Source organism: Paraglaciecola marina (assembly GCF_004360155.1).
In the GTDB taxonomy this organism is placed as follows: Bacteria; Pseudomonadota; Gammaproteobacteria; order Enterobacterales; family Alteromonadaceae; genus Paraglaciecola; species Paraglaciecola marina.
This window is the reverse complement of record NZ_SAIS01000009.1, coordinates 186685-208412: the sequence shown is the minus strand read 5'-3', so window position 1 is coordinate 208412 and position 21728 is coordinate 186685. Positions and strand designations below refer to the sequence as shown.

At 39.8% G+C, this 21728-nt stretch carries 14 protein-coding genes and 5 tRNA genes; 13 read left to right on the top strand and 6 right to left on the bottom strand.

Features of this window, described 5'->3' with window-relative positions:
- Positions 1-216: 216 nt before the first annotated feature.
- Positions 217-292 (bottom strand) — tRNA-Ala (locus EOK74_RS14110).
- Positions 293-392: 100 nt separating this feature from the next.
- On the bottom strand, positions 393-1802 hold the full coding sequence (gltX, locus tag EOK74_RS14105; protein ID WP_133470663.1) for a glutamate--tRNA ligase: 1410 nt from the start codon (positions 1800-1802) through the stop codon (positions 393-395).
- A 457-nt stretch (positions 1803-2259) separates the two neighbouring features.
- Between gltX and EOK74_RS14100 the strand changes: the two genes are divergently transcribed.
- The 6 genes from EOK74_RS14100 to EOK74_RS14075 all read left to right on the top strand — a co-directional run bounded on the left by EOK74_RS14100 (position 2260) and on the right by EOK74_RS14075 (position 8584).
- Positions 2260-2335: transfer RNA gene (locus EOK74_RS14100), tRNA-Val, on the top strand.
- Between the two features lie 47 nt (positions 2336-2382).
- Positions 2383-2458, top strand: a tRNA-Val gene (locus tag EOK74_RS14095).
- Between the two features lie 47 nt (positions 2459-2505).
- A tRNA-Val gene (locus EOK74_RS14090) sits at positions 2506-2581 on the top strand.
- 47 nt (positions 2582-2628) lie between these two features.
- Positions 2629-2704: transfer RNA gene (locus EOK74_RS14085), tRNA-Val, on the top strand.
- 931 nt (positions 2705-3635) lie between these two features.
- Positions 3636-6509, top strand: coding sequence for an SGNH/GDSL hydrolase family protein (locus EOK74_RS14080; RefSeq protein WP_133470662.1), 2874 nt, complete (start codon positions 3636-3638; stop codon positions 6507-6509).
- 452 nt (positions 6510-6961) lie between these two features.
- Positions 6962-8584 (top strand): response regulator, encoded by a 1623-nt coding sequence (locus EOK74_RS14075; protein WP_133470661.1) that lies wholly within the window; start codon positions 6962-6964, stop codon positions 8582-8584.
- 9 nt (positions 8585-8593) lie between these two features.
- On the opposite strand, the gene kynU is transcribed toward EOK74_RS14075, so the two are convergent.
- From kynU to EOK74_RS14060, 3 genes are all read right to left on the bottom strand, one after another.
- Positions 8594-9829 carry a kynureninase gene (kynU, locus tag EOK74_RS14070; protein ID WP_133470660.1) on the bottom strand — a complete coding sequence of 412 codons (1236 nt, stop codon included), beginning with the start codon at positions 9827-9829 and terminating at the stop codon, positions 8594-8596.
- Positions 9826-10683: an alpha/beta hydrolase family protein gene (locus EOK74_RS14065; RefSeq protein ID WP_133470659.1), complete on the bottom strand. Its 858-nt coding sequence runs from the start codon at positions 10681-10683 to the stop codon at positions 9826-9828. Before EOK74_RS14065 ends, kynU begins: the two co-directional genes overlap by 4 nt.
- Positions 10684-10958: 275 nt before the next feature.
- Positions 10959-12134, bottom strand: a complete 1176-nt coding sequence (locus EOK74_RS14060) for a thiolase family protein (RefSeq protein ID WP_133470658.1) — start codon at positions 12132-12134, stop codon at positions 10959-10961.
- 196 nt (positions 12135-12330) lie between these two features.
- Between EOK74_RS14060 and EOK74_RS14055 the strand changes: the two genes are divergently transcribed.
- The 7 genes from EOK74_RS14055 (at position 12331) to lgt (ending at position 20512) form a co-directional block, all read left to right on the top strand.
- Positions 12331-12726: a MerR family transcriptional regulator gene (locus tag EOK74_RS14055; protein WP_133470657.1), complete on the top strand. Its 396-nt coding sequence runs from the start codon at positions 12331-12333 to the stop codon at positions 12724-12726.
- Complete coding sequence (locus tag EOK74_RS14050; protein ID WP_133470656.1) at positions 12723-13889, top strand: isovaleryl-CoA dehydrogenase; 1167 nt, start codon at positions 12723-12725, stop codon at positions 13887-13889. The genes EOK74_RS14055 and EOK74_RS14050 overlap by 4 nt, the downstream gene beginning before the upstream one ends.
- A 36-nt stretch (positions 13890-13925) precedes the next feature.
- Positions 13926-15533 (top strand): carboxyl transferase domain-containing protein, encoded by a 1608-nt coding sequence (locus tag EOK74_RS14045; RefSeq protein WP_133470655.1) that lies wholly within the window; start codon positions 13926-13928, stop codon positions 15531-15533.
- A gap of 12 nt (positions 15534-15545) precedes the next feature.
- Positions 15546-16385, top strand: coding sequence for an enoyl-CoA hydratase/isomerase family protein (locus EOK74_RS14040; RefSeq protein WP_133470654.1), 840 nt, complete (start codon positions 15546-15548; stop codon positions 16383-16385).
- A complete protein-coding gene (locus EOK74_RS14035; protein WP_133470653.1) occupies positions 16378-18387 on the top strand; it encodes an acetyl/propionyl/methylcrotonyl-CoA carboxylase subunit alpha in 2010 nt (669 codons plus the stop codon). The genes EOK74_RS14040 and EOK74_RS14035 overlap by 8 nt, the downstream gene beginning before the upstream one ends.
- 5 nt (positions 18388-18392) lie before the next feature.
- Positions 18393-19289: a hydroxymethylglutaryl-CoA lyase gene (locus EOK74_RS14030; protein WP_133470652.1), complete on the top strand. Its 897-nt coding sequence runs from the start codon at positions 18393-18395 to the stop codon at positions 19287-19289.
- Between the two features lie 428 nt (positions 19290-19717).
- Complete coding sequence (gene lgt, locus EOK74_RS14020; protein WP_133470651.1) at positions 19718-20512, top strand: prolipoprotein diacylglyceryl transferase; 795 nt, start codon at positions 19718-19720, stop codon at positions 20510-20512.
- A 142-nt stretch (positions 20513-20654) separates the two neighbouring features.
- On the opposite strand, the gene EOK74_RS14015 is transcribed toward lgt, so the two are convergent.
- Positions 20655-21590: a GlxA family transcriptional regulator gene (locus EOK74_RS14015; protein ID WP_133470650.1), complete on the bottom strand. Its 936-nt coding sequence runs from the start codon at positions 21588-21590 to the stop codon at positions 20655-20657.
- Positions 21591-21728 lie beyond the last annotated feature (138 nt).

Here is a 21728-nt window from a genome sequence, read left to right as displayed (position 1 = left end):
TTTGCAGATTTTTTGTCAGGTGAAGTGAGCCAGCGAACTGAGCGACCTCATCCAACATAGAAACTTTGTTCATCGAAGCGTGCTTCGATAAGCTTTTGTAAGGCAAGATGAGCCTGCGAATCGCGCGACCTAACTTTTGATGCTTTACAAAAACACTAAATTTTTGTCTATCATTCTGTTTACTGGCCTAGGTGGTAGTAAACAATTCCTTGATATTGGTGGAGCCAGGCGGGATCGAACCGCCGACCTCTTGCATGCCATGCAAGCGCTCTCCCAGCTGAGCTATGGCCCCTAACTTATCGTTTGGCTTTCGCCTTTCTTAATAAGTAGGTGTCATTCCGTGACAGCGGGGCGCATTCTAGGCATCTGCCCTTTTCATGTCAACGCTTTTTTTAAGAATTTTCTCTGTTTGCTATATATTCCAGCGCTTTGGTTATACGTTGCTCAATTTGAGTAGGTTTTAACAGGTTTAAAGTTAAATCTAAAGAAGGCGAGTTTCCAGAACCGGTAGCCGCAACACGCAATGGCATACCCACTTTCCCCATGCCAACCTCTAACTCCTCAGCCGTTTCATTGATTGCATTATGAATAGACTCTGTACTCCACTCAGTCAACGCTGCTAATTTAGATTGAACAAGCACTAGTGCCTCTTTTGCAACCGGGCGTAAATGTTTTTTAGCCGCTTTTGCATCAAAAGATTCATACTCTTGATAAAAATAAGCACTTATCTCAGCTAGCTCTTTTAAAGTTTTTACCCTGTCAGCTTGTATTTCAATAACATCCTCTAAGGCTGGCCCATTACTTAAATCAATATTTTGTTGCTCAAAATGCCACTTAGCGTGCTCTGCTACTTCAGTTGCTGGCATAGTCTTAATGTAATGCTGGTTTAACCAAATTAGTTTATCGGTATTAAATGCAGAGGCAGACTGACCAATAGCATCCAAAGAGAAAAGCTCTATCATTTCTTCTTTTGTGAAAACTTCTTGATCTCCGTGAGACCAACCTAAACGCACTAGGTAATTTAATAAGGCCTCTGGTAAATAACCATCATCTCTAAATTCCATTACACCTACAGCATTGGTACGCTTTGATAATTTTTTACCGTCATCACCCAAAATCATAGATACGTGAGCATACTCAGGGATCGGCGCGCCAAGCGCTTGTAATATATTAATTTGTCTAGGCGTATTATTAATATGGTCTTCACCACGTACAACATGGCTAATCCCCATGTCCCAATCATCTACAACCACACAGAAGTTATAAGTTGGAGCCCCATCGGTACGACGAATGATTAAATCATCTAATTCACTGTTAGCAATTTCAATATCGCCACGTATATGGTCCTTAATAACCACACTCCCCTCTTGAGGTGTTTTAAAACGAATTGCATAAGGCTGATCAACAGGGTGATCGGTGCGGTCTCTCCACGTGCCTGGATAACGGGGCTTTTCACCATTAGCCATTTGCTGCTCGCGAATCGCATCTAACTCTTCAGCAGGCATAAAGCACTTGTAAGCTTTTCCTTCGGCAAGTAATTGATCAATTAATTCATTGTAACGGTCAAAGCGCTCAGTCTGATAGAAAGGACCATCGTCCCAATCTAAATCTAACCATTGCATTCCTTCTAGAATTGCATCGATTGCAGCTTGGGTTGAACGTTCGATATCTGTATCTTCAATACGAAGTACAAACTTTCCACCTTTACTTTTTGCGTATAACCAAGAATAAAGCGCAGTTCGTGCGCCGCCAACATGTAAATAGCCTGTAGGGCTAGGAGCAAATCGTGTTACCACTGTCATTGAAAAAACCTATTGAAATAATTGTTTGTATTTTACCAGCCAAAGCTTTGAATTTACATATTGTTTAGAGCATTTATCTAGCTCTACTCCTAAAAACTATTTTTGCAAATAAAATACGATTAATTTTTCGTCAAACGGCTTTTTTATCATCAAAAGCGAACACTTTTTACGCATACAAACAATAAATTTCATTTTAGTGTTGACAGTTAAAAGTCCACACCTATAATAGCGCTCCACTTAGAGGCAACAGCCAATAAGTATTAAAACTTCGACGCTTAGCTCAGTTAGAAAAAGACAGAGCATCGCCACTCTTATTACAAGAAACGGCAAGGGTCACTGGTTCAAACCAGTATAAATAAATTTGGACGCTTAGCTCAGTTAGAGAAAGACAGAGCATCGCCACTCTTATTACAAGAAGCGGCAAGAGTCACTGGTTCAAACCAGTATAAATAAATTTGGACGCTTAGCTCAGTTGGGAGAGCATCGCCCTTACAAGGCGAGGGTCACTGGTTCAAGCCCAGTAGCGTCCACCACATTATTAAGTGAGTTGATTCATTTCGATTCAAGTTACAAAAAATTTGGACGCTTAGCTCAGTTGGGAGAGCATCGCCCTTACAAGGCGAGGGTCACTGGTTCAAGCCCAGTAGCGTCCACCACATTATTAAGTGAGTTGATTCATTTCGATTCAAGTTACAAAAAATTTGGACGCTTAGCTCAGTTGGGAGAGCATCGCCCTTACAAGGCGAGGGTCACTGGTTCAAGCCCAGTAGCGTCCACCACATTATTAAGTGAGTTGATTCATTTCGATTCAAGTTACAAAAAATTCGGACGCTTAGCTCAGTTGGGAGAGCATCGCCCTTACAAGGCGAGGGTCACTGGTTCAAGCCCAGTAGCGTCCACCACATTTAAGCCCTAAGTAATTATTTTACTTAGGGCTTTATTATTTCTAGTACTCTACAAAACCTAATTATTTTCAATTACCCCAAAACTTACAATTGCAATGCATCGCCATTCGTTACAAAGCATGAGTCGAGGTGGTTCAAGCCCAGTAGCGTCCACCACATTTAAGCCCTAAGTAATTATTTTACTTAGGGCTTTATCATTTCTAGTACTCTACAAAACCTATTTATTTTCAATTACCCCAAAACTTACAATTGCAATGCATAGCCGCCTTTTACAAAACATGTTTCGAGATAGTTCAAGACCTATAGCTTGCAACACCTACCCTTTTTACATCATCTCCCCCCCGAAAAATGGGACTCACAGACGGTTAAAAACCCTTTATTTTGCTCATACACCAATGACTCAGAAAACCCCATTGTTACTAGCGTTCTCTATTTTCATAACTCCCTGACATCTAGAGTTTATGAGGGTTTGCTAAATTAAAGAAACTCACAACTAAAGAATCGGCAAAAATAATACCCAAAAAGCAATCGGCGTGATATAAAAATATTAATGAACTCGAAGTGGAAGTTAAATTAGGCTTTATGAATAAAACACAAACATTGTAGAAGAAGTCGCAATAGCGCCAAAAATTAACGTTAAATCAACATTTAAGTTAGTTATTACAATAAGTTTTAGAGCATATTCCACTTCCTTGCCAACGACGACAGTACATCATAAGTTAGCGATACAGGCAGCGATAAAATAAAAACGATGATTATACTGTCGTTCTGGCTATTACGGTTTTGGATACCGCTTGGATTAATATAAACATAATGATGACAACACAGGATCTTAATTAACAATCTCCCAGTACAGCTCTAAGGATTGACCTATTAAGAAAACTGAAGTTCTACAAACCATTTCAACTAACAGGAATAGGGATTGAAAATGATAACGACCGTTCCAACATTTCATAATATTAGCGTGTATTGGGCTGACGCCCAGAGCGCGGGCGAATCAAATTCTTGCAGCGTACAATATAGAGCTGTTGGGTCTGAAACATGGAAAAGTGGCATAGATTTGGTTTACGACGGACGAGGCGGTGATTATGGAGATGCCGAGTATCGCGGCAGTATAGTCAAACTGTTTTCAAACACAACTTACGAGGTTAAATTAACTTTAGAATCTGGTGAAACTGAAACCACGATTGCAAAAACGGTAAATGAAAATTTTACAGAGAAATCAGTCGTTGAGTTGCCCGAGAATACAAATGGGACACTAGTAATCACAAATGGTGGCAGCGAAGAAGAAGGTTATGTAGTTTATACCGTAGGACCAATAGGCGCGGCACTTGTAACTGGTGGCACATACAATATTAGAGTGGATGTGCCTTATGTCATTATTAGAGGTTTAACTCTTGTAGATGCTGTGCGTCACGCCATTTATTTAAGTGCAGGAACTCATCACGTCATAGTGGAAGAAAATGACATAAGTGAATGGGGGCGTTCAGATGACGAAGATGATCCTGACGCTTTTGCATTTAACTTTGATAGTGGTGTGTTTTCAAAAGACCCCGACGCATATATGTACGTTATTCAAAGAAATAAAATACACCACCCTAGGCATGACTCAAACAATTGGACCGAACCAGGTGATCAAGGAAATAATCACCCAGACGGCGCTCAAGCTATTTCTTTAGAGAACACAGCTGGGAACCATGTTATCAGATATAACGAAATATACTCTGATGATGACCATTACTTTAATGATGGGATAGGCGCTACAGAAAATTACAGCTATCAAGGTTCCCCTAACAAAGACTCTGATATTTATGGTAATTATATATCACACTGCTGGGATGATGGCATTGAGTCTGAAGGTGCAAATAAAAATGTCAGAATTTGGGGGAATTACATAACAAACACATACACAGCCATAGCAACAGCAGGCACTTCTATTGGACCCCTATACATATGGGAAAATGTTTATAATATTAGTCAGGAGAGTAATAACGAGCCGTGGAGTGATGAATCTGGTACCGGAGGCTTTATTAAAACTGCGAAAAAAGCTCCCTACACCGGCGGCAAGTTATTGATTTTTAGTAATACTATATTGCAGCCTACAGTGGATAATAGAATTTTTCCCGTGGGCGCATCAACTGGTTTAGGTTGGGGCGGAGACATGGATAATGTCATGTCTCGTAATAACATATTACAAGTGTGCGACCCAGACAGACCCAGCATAAATGGACAGACGGGCGACAATGGCAATTATGATTATGACTTATACAACGGCAGAATAGACAGCGGGACGGTGCAAGAATATCACGGTATTTATGACCAACCTACTTACGCAGAAATAACAGATTCATACACGATTTTTACGACTGGGAAGGGCGTATTCCAACTTGCAGAATCTAGCCCTGGCATAGCTTCAGGTATTGCGGTTAATAATATCAATGACGGCTATTCATCCCCAGACATTGGTGCATTCCAGTCCGGTTCCGCTCCAATGGAGTTTGGGGTCAATGCTTACAGTCAAAATTGGGTTTTGCAGCTAGTCCCAGACGCCACTTTAACGCTTGAGAATGTGCCAGCAGTATCAAATGACGCATTAGAAAAAGCTCATAAAATTCCTAGCGCAACTTTAATTAGTGAAGCTGTAGCCAAAGCCAGTATTTCAAGACTGCCAAAAACTACAGGTATTTTATTTGAGGGAGACGTACTTACAGGCTCAAATGCATCTGACATAATGTCAAGAATTTACGGTATTCAAGCTGCTTTAGATGGCCGCTTAATTGCGTTCGAAGGATATAACCAAGGGACAACCGCAGCCTCTTCTAGCACATTGCTTAACAGAATCGAAACAACCGCGGGTTACATGCAGCCAATCATCAGCGTACAAATCGGGTCTGACGACGTGGTATACAAGGTAGATATTGACACAATCAAAGCTAACATATTGAAACTTATTAGTTTGTACAAAGCATACGGTGCTGATGTTGTAATGCTACATACTATCCCAGACCGAAGCGGTGCTTATGCATGGGATGATGAACAGTTAACGCTTAAAGAAGCCATTAACAATTGGATGGCTACTATTGATTTACCAAATGTCATTGTAGACACAACATCAGCGGGACTAATGGACACATCAACAATGCTTGCTGATGGTCGAGGGCTGAATCTTCATGGCTCGTTAGTTATTGGTGCAGAGCAAGCTAAATATATAAAGTTAGCAGTTGAGTCTAGTGATGGATTTGTCGGATATTTATCAGATAATTTATTACCCAACCCTTCTATGTCTGGCGAGGCTGGTACGATTACAGGAGCAGACGCTAATGGTGTTGTTGCCGATGACTTTGCGTTCGAACTCAATGCTAATGCTGATGGCTTAACTGCTACACTAAGTAAATCCGAAAATATTCACGGCGATTACACAACCGCTCAAACTATTTCGCTTTCGGGCGAAGCAACAGCAACGTCCAGCATTATAAGACTTAGACAAACGGTAGCTCTTTCATCATCTACAATAGATGATGTATATGTATTGATGGCTAGATATAGTGCAACCTCAGTAACAGGTCTTGCAAACATCACTATGAATTTATTAAACAACGTTTTTGAGTCAACTAATGAAAGCGTTGATGATGATGCAATAACCAGCACCGCTGCGATATCTGGGACTATTGTGACATCTCAATTCCAGCAGATGCCAGCAGGTTTAACAAGCGCAACATATGAAATCAGAATAAGGGTTCCTGTTGGCCCAGTTGATATAGTGCTTCATATCGATAAACCAATTCTTAGAAAAGTAGTTTAACTATAGACGTCTAAGCAACACGAAGGGACATCAGCGTTGCTAAATAAACGCCGATGTCATTAAATACTATCACTTAAATAGCTCTATAAGTGATATAAATAACAACGCGGATATAGATAGAACTTGGTGATATCGAACTAAACACATCATTTAGTTATGAAGCTAATGATATTACATTTTCATGTTATATCATTAGCGCACCAACGAACTGAAAAGAAAATACTATCAAGTCTAGTGGGGGTTAACCTTTTCCCCAGTAATATAGATATTTAGCTTGCCTCTGAGAATATATTTTCACACCCACTTGGATAATACAAAAGCAAAATGCCGATTCATAAAACCCAATTAACAATTTTAACTTCTGTTTATTTTTTTTATTTTTTGATTTTTGTCCTTATTATTTCAATTAGAAATACGATAACCTTTAAAGATAGAAGGAAAATTAGTTTTCAATGAATTTACAACTCGCACAAAATACCAAAGTTCTTATCGTTGATGATCAAGCTTTAGCTAAAGGATATATGAAGTATTCTCTCGAAGAGCTAGGGTTTAACGATATTAGCTATGTAGATAAGATAAATCTTGCACTGACCACCATTCGTAGTCAGCGGTTTGATTTAATTATCTGCTCCTATAATTTAAAGCGGGAGCAAGATGGATACTATTTTTACGATGAGATAAAAACTAACGGTGAACTCCCTCTAAGCACGGCCTTCGTTTTTATCAGCGCTGATACCAACTCCGATTTAGTACAAAGTATTATAGAGTTACAACCAGATGACTTTTTAGCTAAGCCCTTCACAGTCAAAGACTTAGATCGCCGATTAAGTAGGGTACTAACTAGAAAAAAAGTTTTACACAAAGTGTATTTATGTATAGAAAAGCAAGATTATAACCGCGCATTATCTGAAGTAGAATTATTTCTAGCCAATCCTAAGCATTCTGAATTCTTCCCTCTTGCCCTTAAAATTAAAGGTGAAATGCTAACAGCTTCAGGTAAGTTTCTTGAAGCTAAAGAGTTTTATCTTGCAGTCTTGAAGGTTCAAACATTTACTTGGGCTCAATTAGGTTTAGTTAATAGTCATTTACATTTGGATGAGGATGAAGAGGCTGAAAAACTAGTGTTACGTTTAGCCTTTAAACCGGATTCACAATTAGCCGCATACGATTTATTGACGGCATTGCAGATAAAACAGAACGATTTTGAAACAGCTTTAGAATGCGTCATCATGGCAACTGAAGTTTCTCCCAGGAGCATTCGAAGACATAAAACGGCTATGGATTTATCTCGAATCACACACGACTATGAAACTCAATTTGAAGCCGCAAAAAAGATTGTTCGATTTGCCAAAAACTCAATTCATGATAAACCAGAAAATTACCTAAACGTTGCAAGAGCAGGTATTGACTATGCTATGACAACAGATGCCGCTGATACTGAACGTTTAATCAAACAAGCAAATGAGTATGTAAAACAATTTAACCAGGCTTTCCCTAAAGCGGAAATGGACGAGCAAATAAAGGTCATAAACGCTAGGTTATTTTACCTTGAGGATGAAAAAGACAATGCCTTAGCGTTACTAGACCAGTTAGATGAAGATAGTTGGGATAACGAAGGGCCTGATGCTTTGTTAGACAAAGCTAAAATTCTCCATGATTTAGGGTTACACGAAAGGTCACAAGCTATTCTTGAGCAAATAGAAGTCCTATGTAAAAGCGACCCAGATCAGGGAGAAATATTCTTACATTATATCAATCAAGAAAAACAAGAAAAATCGACGATTAAGCATAGTTCCAAAGATTTAAACAACACTGCAGTAGATCATTATCAGAAGGGAGACTTAGAAAAAGCAATAGAAATCTTTACACAAGCATTTACTATCATGCCTAAAAACACCTCTATTGCTTTAAATCTTATGCAAACTATCTCATCAAAAGCGGCTAAATTTGGTTTACCCTCAGTATCAAGCAAACTTTTGAGAAAATGTATTACCACTATTGAAAATAGTCAATTAAGTCATGCACAACAAGAGCGGTATCACAAAATACGAACAAATTTAGATGCGATGGAATAGTGGAACTTTCTAGGTAACTTTCAAAGAAACATTAAAACGGGGCTCTTTATAAGTTTCGTTTTTGACAATATTCGACAGCATGTCTATTGCCTGCCAAACATCTTCATAAGACGTATAAAGTGGTGTAAAACCAAATCGTAAAATATTAGGTGCCCTAAAATCAGCAATAACCCCCTTTTCAATCAGAGCTTGGCAGATAGCAAACCCATGGTCGTGTGCAAAAGCCAATTGACTTCCCCTATGCTCGTCGGTGTCAGGTGAGCACAACTGAAGCCCTTTCAAGCTTTCATTCTGCCGTATAAGTTCAAGACAAAGGTTACCTAATGCCTTGGATTTATTTCTGATTTGCAGCATGTCTACGTCTTGCCAAACATCAAGTGCTGCATCTAAAGCACTCATGCCAATCACACTAGGAGTACCAGATTGAAATTGACTAATGTTAGGCGCTGCTTGATATCTGGGCTCAAAATCAAACGGTTTTGCATGGCCCATCCAACCGGACAAGGGTTGTTTCACACTAGTTTGATGCCGTTTGGCTACATACAAAAACGCAGGTGAGCCAGGACCACCATTTAAGTATTTATAGCCACAACCGACAGCAAAATCAGCGTTACATTTATCCAATTCAACAGGTAAAGCACCGGCACTATGAGCTAAATCCCAAATCACTAAGATGCCTTTTTCGTGGGCGAGCTTTGTCAGCTTTTCCATATCCAATAACTTACCGCTTCTAAAATTCACTTGTGTCAGTAACAAAACAGCCACTGACTGATTCAGACTTTGCTCAATTAAATGCTCTTCTACTAATTCAAGCTCACATAAATTTTCACCTAATAAGTCTGTTACCCCCTGAACCATGTAAAGGTCGGTTGGAAAATTATCCTTCGTTGACACAACCTTAGTACGAGTTGAGTTAAGCTTTAAAGCACCACATAGCAACTTAAACAAATTAACAGAAATTGAGTCGCAGCAAATAACTTGCCCTTCACTCGCCCCTATAAGTGGTGCTATTTTTTCACCAACGGAAATGGGTAAATCAATCCAAGCATGATTATTCCAGCTCTTGATTAAATCATTACCCCATTGTTGGCTAACTACCTCTGACACTCTTTTTTTTACAGACTTTGGCAATGCCCCCAATGAATTACCATCCAAATAAATGGTGTGACTTGGGAGGTCGAATTCAAACCGCTTTGTGTAAAGGGGATCTGCTTTATCTAATGCTTTTACTTCTTCAAAAATCATTTACTAAGCTCATTTAAATAAAATGTAAGGGTTTTAAAAGCTTCTGAGCCTGGGTGGATCCAATCAAAATGCCCCACTCCATCTAACATAACTACTTTTCGGTTTAACTTTTCTAAATTAAAAGCAGGCACTATATTGTCTTGAGTACCCTGTAATAAGAAACTATTAAGATGTAATGGCTGTTTACTTGGATTGGCTAATTTATATTGCTGAGGCTTGTCTTTAGGCATCCCCCCCATAAAATCTTTGGTAACTGTTTGACAGCTATTTGAACCACGTGCGTATTCCTCTATATCATTAATCGCCGCTAATCCAATCACTCCTTTTAACTCGCTCATTGCTCCACCTGCAAGTAAAGCTAAATGTCCACCAGCTGAGTGCCCAACTAAAACAGAATTAGCCAGTTCGAACTCTCCATTTTTATATTGAGCTGAAGCAAGGATACCTGCTTTGATATCATCATATGTACTCGGCCAACCTCCACCTAGGTCACCAGTACGCCTATACTCTAAAGACCAGACATTAAAACCAGCCTGAGCTAACCCAGTACTTAAAGCGTAAGTGTGTTGAATATCGTAAGCACTTAGCCAACAACCACCATGAATCAAAACCACTAAAGGGCGCTTATCAACTTGGCCTGCGACTCTAGCCTCCCAATATAATGCATATTGCAGAGGATTTGGACCATAAGATATTTTCACATCGGCAGTTGAAAAAGGTAACTCCGCGACCTTTGAGTAAGCTAGGTTATTTTCACCAGTTGGGAATGTGATTAGAGGTTTTGATGCAATTGTAAGAAATGAAACTAGCGTTAAGCTAAGACCCGCTAGGGTATTCAAAAAAAGTGTTGTCATTAAATATTTGCTCAATCTTTAGATTGTTTCAATCATCAATCATTTAGCAAAATATTAAAAGGCTTATACAAGACCTTACTTGAATGAAAGGATTTTCTCTTGAAGGAGTTTAAGTAATGTAAGAGATTTAAGATTCTGCATAATGCACCGAAAAGGAAATGTGGCGAATTTTATATGTAAAGCTATTGGTATAAAACAAACTGTCCTATTTACCAAAAACCTTATAAATATTTCACCACACTCACTAAAAACCTCAAATAAGCATCAAAGCTTGACTAGATTACTTCTACAGCAATGGCAGTAGCTTCACCGCCACCTATGCACAAAGAGGCGATTCCTTTTTTAAGACCCCCTTGTCTTAACGAGTGGATTAGTGTCACTAAAATTCGCGCACCGGACGCTCCAATTGGGTGTCCTAAAGCACATGCTCCACCTTTTACATTAACTTTATTAGGATCTAAGTCGAGCTTTTTAATTGCTAGCATAGTTACCATGGCAAAAGCCTCATTAATTTCAAACAAATCCACCTCATCTTTTGCCCAACCGGTTTTACTTAATAATTTTTCCATTGCTCCAATCGGCGCAACGGTAAAGTCTTCAGGCTTGATACCGTTACAAACATGAGCCACTATTTTTGCTAATGGCGTAAGCCCTAAAGCCTTTGCTTTAGCATTACTCATAACTAACAAGGCAGCCGCACCATCTGAGATAGAGCTAGAATTGGCAGCAGTAACCGTACCGTCTTTAGTAAAGGCAGGTCTTAAACTAGGTATTTTTTCAGGTTTAGCTTGCTTAGGGCCGTCATCACTATCTACTAGCACTTCGCCTTTACGGCTTTTTATAGTGACTGGGGAAATTTCATCAGTAAAATCTCCTGATGCTTGTGCTTCATTAGCTTTCTGTAAACTTGATAGTGCATACTCATCCATCGCTTCTCGAGTAACCCCTTCTAAGTCAGCAGTCCTTTGAGCAAAACACCCCATTGCTTGACCATCGTAAGCATTCTCTAAACCATCTAACATCATGTGATCAAGCATTTGTCCATGGCCCATTCGATAACCACTACGTGCTTTAGACAATAAATAAGGTGCGTTTGTCATGCTCTCCATACCACCGGCAATAATCACCTCCGCAGACTCAGCTTTAATTAAATCATGGGCCAACATTACGGCTTTCATACCTGAGCCGCACACTTTATTGACAGTTGTCACACCACTTGAAAAGGGCAAGCCTGCCCCCAAAGACGCTTGTCTAGCGGGAGATTGCCCCATGCCTGCAGATAAGACACACCCCATAATAACTTCATCAACTTGAAATAAAACATTGTCATCTAGCACAGCCTTAATCGCATGAGATCCAAGTTCAGTGCCGGTTACCGGAGACAAACTCCCCATAAAACCACCCATTGGGGTGCGCTTAGCAGCAACAATAACAATTGAGTGATCAGACATAAATACTCCTTAAATTTTCAATGTTTGTAAAAATATCTGCACACTTAGCCCTGAAAATAAGCAGACAATTTCTGAGTTGTCGTAACAGAATACTTGATTTTACACAATTCACACTTTACATTAACATTCAGTTTACGTAAACGTTAAGTGGAGTTAGTTTTTGTAAGAACTTCCTTAAAATACAGGGCAAGCAATTATGAAAGAACAGAACTTTAGTATTGGTGAACTATCAAAAGCTATGGATATTACTCCTAGAACGATTCGGTTCTATGAGGAACAAGGATTATTAAATCCTTCCAGAGTTGGGCAAAAGCGTATCTATTCAAATAAAGATTGGGTTAGGTTGAAGCTTATCCTAAGAGGTAAACGCCTAGGGTTTTCATTATCAGAAACCAGAACTCTGTTTGACTTATACGACACACACCAGAACTCTCAAGCACAGTTACAAGCCATGTTAAAAATGACAGCTGAGAAAAAAGTTCAGATGCAGCTGCAGTTACAAGACATAGAAATTTTAATGACTGAATTACATGAAGTTGAAGCTCGGTGCCAGTCTGAACTAAATGCGCTTACCCAAGCTACAGCATCATGAATATATACCCTAGCCTCAATTTTGGTCTTGGTGACAATATAGACATGCTTCGAGATCAGGTATGCAAATTTGCTCAGGCGGAAATTGCATCGATTGCCGACCTAGCAGACAGAAATAATAGTTTCCCCAATGAGTTATGGCCCAAACTCGGAGAAATGGGGCTTTTAGGTATTACTGTTTCAGAGCAATATGGTGGGGCAAATATGGGTTATTTAGCCCATGTGATTGCTATGGAAGAAATAAGCAGAGCCTCCGCCGGTATTGGCCTTAGTTATGGAGCCCACTCTAATCTATGTGTTAATCAAATTTTTAAGAATGGAACCTCCCATCAAAAACAAAAATATCTACCAAAGCTTGTAAGCGGTGAGCATATTGGCGCACTGGCAATGAGTGAGCCTAATGCTGGCTCTGATGTGGTCAGTATGAAATTACATGCCCAAAAACAGGGTAAAGATTACGTGCTTAATGGCAACAAAATGTGGATCACTAATGGGCCTGACGCCGATACGTTTGTCATTTACGGAAAGACCGATAAACATGCTGGCGCAAAAGGGTTAACAGCCTTTATTGTAGAGCGGAATACCCTAGGATTTTCTCAAGCCACAAAGCTAGACAAACTAGGTATGCGCTCTTCAAATACATGTGAGCTTATATTTGAAGACTGTAAGATCCCCCAAGAAAACATTCTTGATGAGGAAGGCCGCGGCGTCAATGTACTAATGAGTGGTTTAGATTATGAACGGGTCGTCTTGGCGGGTGGACCTTTAGGGATCATGCAAGCCTGCATGGATCTGATACTTCCTTATATTCACGATAGAAAACAATTTGGTCAAGCAATAGGAGAGTTTCAACTTATTCAAGGAAAAGTAGCTGACATGTATACACAAATGAATGCGGCAAGAGCGTATGTGTATTCTGTAGCTCGTTCGTGTGACCGAGGAGAGACCACCAGAAAAGACTCAGCTGGAGCGATTTTATATGCTGCTGAACTCGCCACAAAAATGGCTTTGGACGCTATCCAACTTCTAGGGGGGAATGGCTACATGAATGAATTTCCAGCAGGTCGGTTATTAAGAGATGCCAAACTCTATGAAATAGGCGCTGGCACTTCTGAAATTCGACGAATGCTAATTGGTAGAGAATTATTTAAAGAATCTGTTTGATCTAATTTTTTACTAAACATTTATTGGAGCCGAATAATGCCTTGTATTATCAGTAAGTTAAATACTAAAAGTCAGGATTTTATTCTTAACACAGAGCATATGAGTCAGCTGGTTAAAGACTTAAAAGATAAAACCGCAGACATAAAACTTGGTGGTGGCACCGAAGCAAATGACAGACATTTAGCTCGGGGAAAGCTACTACCAAGGGAACGGATTAATCAGCTTCTTGATGCAGGCTCGCCATTTTTGGAGTTATCAACGTTAGCGGCCCACAAGGTCTACAAAGATAAGGTTCCCGCCGCAGGCATTATTACAGGTATCGGTAGAGTGTCTGGTATTGAATGTGTAATTGTTGCAAATGATGCCACAGTTAAAGGGGGCAGCTACTATCCATTAACAGTAAAAAAGCATTTGCGAGCCCAAACAATAGCTGAACAAAACAACTTGCCCTGCATATATTTAGTGGACTCAGGTGGTGCAAACTTGCCATATCAAGACGAAGTATTCCCAGATCGTGAACACTTTGGTCGTATCTTTTTCAACCAAGCTAATTTATCCGCACAAAATATTCCACAAATAGCAATTGTAATGGGTTCGTGCACAGCAGGTGGAGCTTACGTCCCTGCCATGGCTGATGAGTCTATAATAGTTAAACAACAAGGAACCATTTTTTTGGGCGGCCCACCTTTAGTTAAAGCTGCGACAGGTGAACTTGTTAGTGCCGAAGAACTAGGTGGTGGCGATGTACATTGTCGAATATCAGGAGTAGTCGACCACCTTGCAAACAATGATCAACACGCCATCAAGATTGCAAGAGATACTATTGCAAGATTAAACCGAAAAAAATCTATAGCACTAGACATACAGCCACCAATTGAACCCAATTACCCAGTAACAGATATGTACGGCGTTATCCCTGCTGACAATCGTCAGTCTTATGACGTAAGAGAAGTAATAGCAAGAACCGTTGACGGCTCCGAATTTGATGAATTTAAATCTCTATTTGGACAAACACTAGTCTGTGGCTTTGCCAGAATTTATGGGTACCCAGTAGGTATAGTGGCAAACAACGGCATATTATTTTCAGAGTCAGCACAAAAAGGAGCCCATTTTATTGAGCTATGCGCTCAACGTAAGATCCCCTTAGTGTTTTTACAAAATATCACCGGGTTTATGGTAGGTAAACAATATGAAGTAGGAGGCATTGCAAAACACGGAGCTAAAATGGTTACTGCTGTAGCCTGTGCAAAAGTCCCCAAGTTTACAGTGCTAATCGGAGGAAGCTTTGGCGCTGGAAATTATGGAATGTGCGGTCGCTCCTATGACCCAAGATTTATGTTTATGTGGCCAAATGCCAGAATCTCAGTCATGGGTGGAGAACAGGCTGCCAGCGTTTTAGCTCAAGTCAAAAGAGAGCAAATAGAACGAAATAATGAGCAATGGAACCCTGAACAAGAAGCTAATTTTAAACAGCCTATTATCGATACCTACGAAACCCAAGGTCACCCCTATTACGCTTCTGCACGGTTATGGGATGACGGCGTAATAGACCCAGCTGACACTCGCCAAGTTTTAGGGTTAGCTATTTCTGCAAGTCTAAATAAACCTATAGAAGAAAGCCGTTTCGGCGTCTTTAGAATGTAAGGATAAATCATAATGACCTTATCAAACTTAGAACAGCTTGCTCAAAACGCCAATACATCTGAGGCGTCAGTATTGCTCGAAATAAATGATCAAGGTGTGGCGACCGTGACATTAAACCGCCCAAACGTTCACAATGCATTTGACCACCAACTAATTAATCAACTTACTCTGATATTTCAAAGTCTAGAGTCTAACCATTCAATAAGAGCTATGGTGCTCGCGGCTAATGGTAAAAGTTTTAGCGCAGGTGCTGACATAAACTGGATGCAACGCATGGCTTCATACACCTACCAGGAAAACTTGGCCGATGCGAACGCCCTCGCAAATATGTTACTGCTACTCAACACGCTAAAAGTACCTACCATTGCCAGAGTTCAAGGTGCGGCATTTGGAGGTGCCATTGGTTTGATTGCCTGCTGTGATATGGCAATAGGAAGTAAACTAAGTAAGTTTTGCCTCAGTGAAGTAAAACTTGGATTAATTCCGGCTACCATCTCTACTTACGTAATTGAAGCCATAGGCGCCAGACAAGCAAGACGATACTTCAGCACAGCAGAAGTATTTTCAGCTAGAAGAGCCCGTCGAATTGGGCTTTTAAATGAAGCAGTCGCTGAAGAAGAGCTAGACAGAACTATCGAAAACATCGTTGAACATATACTAAAGAACTCTCCTCTTGCAATTACTGCCGCTAAGCAATTGATACAAGAAGTACAGCACTTAAATAAATCTGAAGACATCATCTCTATCACTAGTGAGAAAATAGCCAAGATTAGAGTGTCAGAGCAAGGCCAAGAAGGTTTAAATGCTTTCTTACAAAAACGCCCTGCCAATTGGAAGCCTACCAATGTTTAACAAATTATTAATTGCTAATCGTGGGGAAATCAGTTGCCGAATTATCAAAACAGCCCAGAAGATGGGAATACTTACCGTAGCCATATATTCCGATGCTGACGAAAATTCATTACATGTGAAACTGGCTGATGAGGCAGTTTATATTGGCTCTTCTCCTTCAAAAGATAGTTATTTGCAGGGTGAAAGAATCATTCAAGCAGCACTAAATGTAAAAGCAAATGCCATTCACCCTGGCTATGGTTTTCTATCAGAAAACTCCGATTTTGCCTCTTTATGTTTACAAAACAAGATTACCTTTATCGGTCCCCCACCTTCCGCCATTCAAACTATGGGCTCTAAATCCGCAGCTAAACGTATCATGCAACAAGCTCAAGTACCGTTAATAGCCGGTTACCACGGCAGTAATCAAGACCCTGCTCATCTAAAAGCTCACGCCGAAAAAATAGGTTACCCCGTTTTATTAAAAGCGGCGGCTGGCGGTGGCGGTAAAGGTATGAGGCAAGTATGGAGTAGTGCTGAATTTACAGACGCCTTGACAGCGGCACAGCGAGAAGCCCTAACCAGTTTCAATGATGATGTAATGTTGGTTGAAAAATACCTTACTCAACCAAGACACATTGAAATTCAAATATTTTGTGATCAGCATGGTAATAGTGTGTATTTATTTGAACGAGATTGCTCTATTCAAAGAAGACACCAAAAAATAATTGAAGAAGCCCCAGCCATTGGAATATCTGAAGAATTAAGAAAGAGTATGGGAAAAACTGCATTAAAAGCAGCCAAAGCGATTGATTATGTGGGGGCTGGAACAGTTGAGTTTTTGTTAGACGCTGATGACCAATTCTACTTTATGGAAATGAACACCCGCCTACAGGTTGAGCACCCAATTACTGAAATGATCACAGGCCAAGATTTAGTGGCGTGGCAATTAAGAGTCGCAAATAATGAAGTATTGCCATTAACTCAAAACCAATTACGTATTCATGGACACGCAATTGAGGCCAGGATTTATGCTGAAGATCCAAGCAATGACTTTTTACCAGAGACGGGCTCATTGTCCTTATTACAACCACCTCTAGAGTCCAAATATGTGAGGCTTGATACAGGTGTGAGTCAGGGTGATGAAGTCACTGTTTATTATGACCCCATGATAGCTAAACTTATAGTATGGGATGAGAACAGAGATAAAGCCCTACAACGACTCACCAAAGCTTTAACTGAATACCACATACAAGGAGTGGTAACTAATACTCACTTTTTACATAGGTTAACATCTAGCCAAGAGTTCAAGTCTGCGGAAATAGATACTAACTTTATCCATAGAAACGAAACCAGTTTATTTCCAGTAATCACAGAGAAACCGCCCATATTACCCCCTCTAGCGGCTCTATTTTTATTGTTAGACACCTTACAAAATCAGCCTATCAGGCAAGAAAACCAAGATAGGTATTCTCCATGGTCGCAAGTTACCTCTTGGCGCAACAATGCGGAGCACTCTAAAAATTTGATACTCATTGCAGACCAGCTAACGATTGAAGTACAAGTACAGCAAATTCAACAAAATATGCAACAGGGATATATACTCACCATAGCTGGGAATACTTACACCTGTTATGGGACGTTAGCAAATCGCCAATTAGAGGCCACCATAAACGGCCATAAAACCACAACTACTGTGGCATCAGATAATAATCAACATGTGATTTTTTATGGAGGGCACTCACTCAACTTCAGTGAGCAGCCAATAGATTTAGGAGAGGTGTTGCCCACCAGCAGTAATGACAATTTTGTAGCCCCTATGAACGGCACAATTGTTACCTTGTTGGTCAAACCTGGTGAACCTGTTAACCAAGGACAAACCTTAGTTGTCATGGAAGCGATGAAAATGGAACACAATATCAAAGCACCGCAAGCTGGCATAGTGAAAGCGTTTTATTGTTCATCTGGGGACTTAGTCGATGATGGCACTCAATTGCTCAGCTTTGTTGCTACAGAAAACTAACTCCTATGTACCCAAATTATGTAAAAGTTGTAGAGGTGGGGCCTCGAGATGGACTACAAAACGAGAAGTCCATTATTCCACTACAAACAAAGATTACACTTATCGAGCAATTAGCTGCTGCTGGGTGTAAGTATATTGAATCAGGAAGCTTTGTCTCGCCTAAGTGGGTACCACAAATGGCGGATAGCGACCAAGTCTTTAAACACATAACACGCCAACCAGAAGTGCACTACTCAGCTCTCACCCCTAACTTAGAAGGGCTTAGAGCAGCATTATCTAGCTCGGTAGACGAAATAGCAGTTTTTGCTTCAGCATCAGAAAGCTTTTCACAAAAAAACATCAATTGCTCGATACAACAAAGTTTGGTTCGCTTTCAGCCTTTATTAGACATGGCACGGGCACATCACTTGCCCGTAAGAGGATATGTTTCTTGTGTTTTAGGTTGTCCCTACGAAGGTAATATATCCCCTTCAAAGGTCACAACTGTATGTAAATCCTTGCTAGATATGGGCTGTTACGAGATATCCTTAGGAGACACTATAGGTGTGGGAACTCCCAACAAAACTGCAAAATTGTTAAACAAAATCAGTGAAGAGATAGATTTGAAACAAATAGCGGTTCATTTTCATGACACCTATGGACAAGCATTAGCTAACGTTTTAATGGCTTTACAACAGGGAGTAGCTGTTGTAGATAGCGCTGTATCTGGCCTTGGCGGTTGTCCCTATGCACAGGGAGCTTCAGGAAATTTAGCCACCGAAGATTTAGTCTATATGCTAAATGGCATGGCAATAAACACTGGAATTGATCTACATAAATTGACTCAAGCCGGCTTAAGTATAATGCGAGCTCTTAATAAACCTACTCAATCTAAAGTAGCATTGGCCCTCAAAAATCAATAGTGAAAATTTATAACTGTCCTTGCACTCTCCAAGTTACAGCTTTATCGTTAACTCTTAATTCATTAAAATGAGTAAAGCTAGTGCAACCACAAACTAGTGTTAAAGCTTCCCTTCCTGCGAATGTTAGAGTCATGATAGCTTTAGTGGCGAGCCCCACTCTTCTGGTTGTAGGTATGTTGATATACACTTTGTTTACCAAAGGCTGGCGCGATGTTTCAACGAGTATGATAGTTTTTACATTACTGTCTGCCTTCGCTTATTACATTGTTATAACAGGGAACTTTCCCAAATTTAAACGCTCTACCAGAGCTTCTTCAGCTAATAAATAATCCAATTTTTATTAAAACATAGTCTGTTTGCTGCATTTCAATCAGGTACAATATCGTCAAATAACTATCGTCAATTAAAGAATAAAAAGGCTACATTAAATGGAGTATTTCACTTGGAACGCGAACCCAATCTTGGTTTCCTTTGCGGGCCTAACTATACATTGGTACGGCGCTTTGTTTGCAACAGCTATTTTAGCTGGTCTACAGGTCATGAAAGGAATATTCAAACGAGAAAAAGTTAATCTAGAGCTATTAGACTCATTATTAATGTATTGTGTTTTGGGAATTATCATTGGTGCACGATTAGCCCACTGTCTTTTCTATGACCCTGAATATTACCTGAGCAATCCATTAAAAATATTAGCTGTTTGGGAAGGAGGGTTAGCCAGCCATGGTGGGGGCCTAGGCGTCATCATCAGCGTATATCTTTTCCAAAGAAAATTTAAAGTCGGTTACATCTGGTTATTGGACCGATTAGCCATTGCTACACCACTGTTTGGTTTCTTTGTTCGAGTAGCAAACTTTGTCAATTCAGAAATTATAGGACACCAAACCGATGTAAAGTGGGCAGTTGTTTTCGAACGTATTGATTTAGTTCCTAGGCACCCAGCACAATTATACGAGGCATTTTCATACCTCACGATTTTTGCCACCTTATATTGCTTACACCGTTTTACAAAGATCAAACACTACACAGGTGCATTACTAGGGGTATTCCTATGTTTAGTATTCACCGCTAGGTTCTTTATTGAATTCGTTAAAGTAAAGCAAGCCGCTTATAACAGTGATATTTGGATAAACACTGGGCAAGCCTTGAGTATTCCATTCTTTGTTTGTGGCGTTTTTCTATTAATTCGTGCAATAAAGAATGGTAATCAGCTCATAAAGAAATAATAGTAAGGTTCAAAGCAATATTAAATTTGGCCAATTTTTAATATTGATAAATATTTTACTTACCTAAGGTTGGCCTAAAACAGGCCAACCATTACAAATTCATAGGGCTCGAGTAAAAAGCATATATAAAGTGAATAATTACTCAACTTGATTTAAATTGTGCTTGATATTGACTAGGGGCTACCCCTACATATTTATTGAAATTGAACCTTAAAGTAATACCGTTATCGTAACCAACTCTATTAGCCAGTTGCTCGATTGAAAGAGTTTCAACTTCTAGTATTTGCTTCGCTAAATTAATTCTTTGCTGGTTAAGCCAAGCTTTAGGGCTAGTTCCTAATGCTTTTTTAAAGTGACGGTCAAAGCTTCTTCTAGACATACAAGCTTGCTCAGCCATCTCAGCAACACTGATAGCTTCGCTAATGTTTTCAATCGCCCAATCTAATGTTGCACTAAAAGAGCCTGCATTCTTAAGGATAGGTGTCTCTACATATTGAGTCTGTCCACCACTCCTATGTGGAGAAATAACCAAACGCCTTGCAACTTGGTTAGCAATACTATGACCAAAATCTTTACGAATGATATCGATACCTAAATCTAGAGCTGCAGCACTACCGGCAGAACAACTAATATTTTGGTCATGGGTATAAAGTACATCGTTTACAAAGTTTACTTTTGGGAACCTCTCCTGAAACTGGTCACTATAGCGCCAATGTGTTGTAGCTTTTCTGTGTTGCAATAATCCTAGTTGCGCCAGTAAAAACGCCCCAGAACAAAAACAAATAATGCGTTTTCCTTGTTCTGCAAATTCATTAATTTTCTCCGCCATGTCTAAGCGAACATGTTTACTGTTAGTCGTCCAGCTTGGAATAACTAAAGTGTCATACCTATACAAACTTTTAATTGGTTTTGCAGTAATTTTTATACCGCCAGTGGCACTCATGGGGGTACGGTCAAAACAAACCACATCCGTCTGATACCAGGTTTTATATTCTCTTGGTAAGGCAAAAATTTCGATAGCACAGGCCAATTCAAACGTGGCTATTTGCTCATATGCCAAGATAGCTACTTTCAACATAAACAGTCCTCTTAAGTTGGCCTATTATTGTCTATTGTTGTACACAAAGCCATCGCACAAAGAGATTATTTTAACTTTCTATTCACATTCCCTTATCATTGATTGAATATACTTTTCTGTGGTGTACACTCGATTATG

Bases quoted from the DNA above. Each gene is read 5' to 3' on its own strand.
- EOK74_RS14030 (WP_133470652.1), top strand. From the start codon at position 18,393: ATGTACCCAAATTATGTAAAAGTTGTAGAGGTGGGGCCTCGAGATGGA.
- kynU (WP_133470660.1), bottom strand. From the start codon at position 9,829: ATGATTTTTGAAGAAGTAAAAGCATTAGATAAAGCAGATCCCCTTTAC.
- EOK74_RS14065 (WP_133470659.1), bottom strand. From the start codon at position 10,683: ATGACAACACTTTTTTTGAATACCCTAGCGGGTCTTAGCTTAACGCTA.
- EOK74_RS14080 (WP_133470662.1), top strand. From the start codon at position 3,636: ATGATAACGACCGTTCCAACATTTCATAATATTAGCGTGTATTGGGCT.
- EOK74_RS14040 (WP_133470654.1), top strand. From the start codon at position 15,546: ATGACCTTATCAAACTTAGAACAGCTTGCTCAAAACGCCAATACATCT.
- EOK74_RS14045 (WP_133470655.1), top strand. From the start codon at position 13,926: ATGCCTTGTATTATCAGTAAGTTAAATACTAAAAGTCAGGATTTTATT.
- EOK74_RS14035 (WP_133470653.1), top strand. From the start codon at position 16,378: ATGTTTAACAAATTATTAATTGCTAATCGTGGGGAAATCAGTTGCCGA.
- EOK74_RS14055 (WP_133470657.1), top strand. From the start codon at position 12,331: ATGAAAGAACAGAACTTTAGTATTGGTGAACTATCAAAAGCTATGGAT.
- EOK74_RS14050 (WP_133470656.1), top strand. From the start codon at position 12,723: ATGAATATATACCCTAGCCTCAATTTTGGTCTTGGTGACAATATAGAC.
- gltX (WP_133470663.1), bottom strand. From the start codon at position 1,802: ATGACAGTGGTAACACGATTTGCTCCTAGCCCTACAGGCTATTTACAT.
- EOK74_RS14075 (WP_133470661.1), top strand. From the start codon at position 6,962: ATGAATTTACAACTCGCACAAAATACCAAAGTTCTTATCGTTGATGAT.
- lgt (WP_133470651.1), top strand. From the start codon at position 19,718: ATGGAGTATTTCACTTGGAACGCGAACCCAATCTTGGTTTCCTTTGCG.
- EOK74_RS14060 (WP_133470658.1), bottom strand. From the start codon at position 12,134: ATGTCTGATCACTCAATTGTTATTGTTGCTGCTAAGCGCACCCCAATG.
- EOK74_RS14015 (WP_133470650.1), bottom strand. From the start codon at position 21,590: ATGTTGAAAGTAGCTATCTTGGCATATGAGCAAATAGCCACGTTTGAA.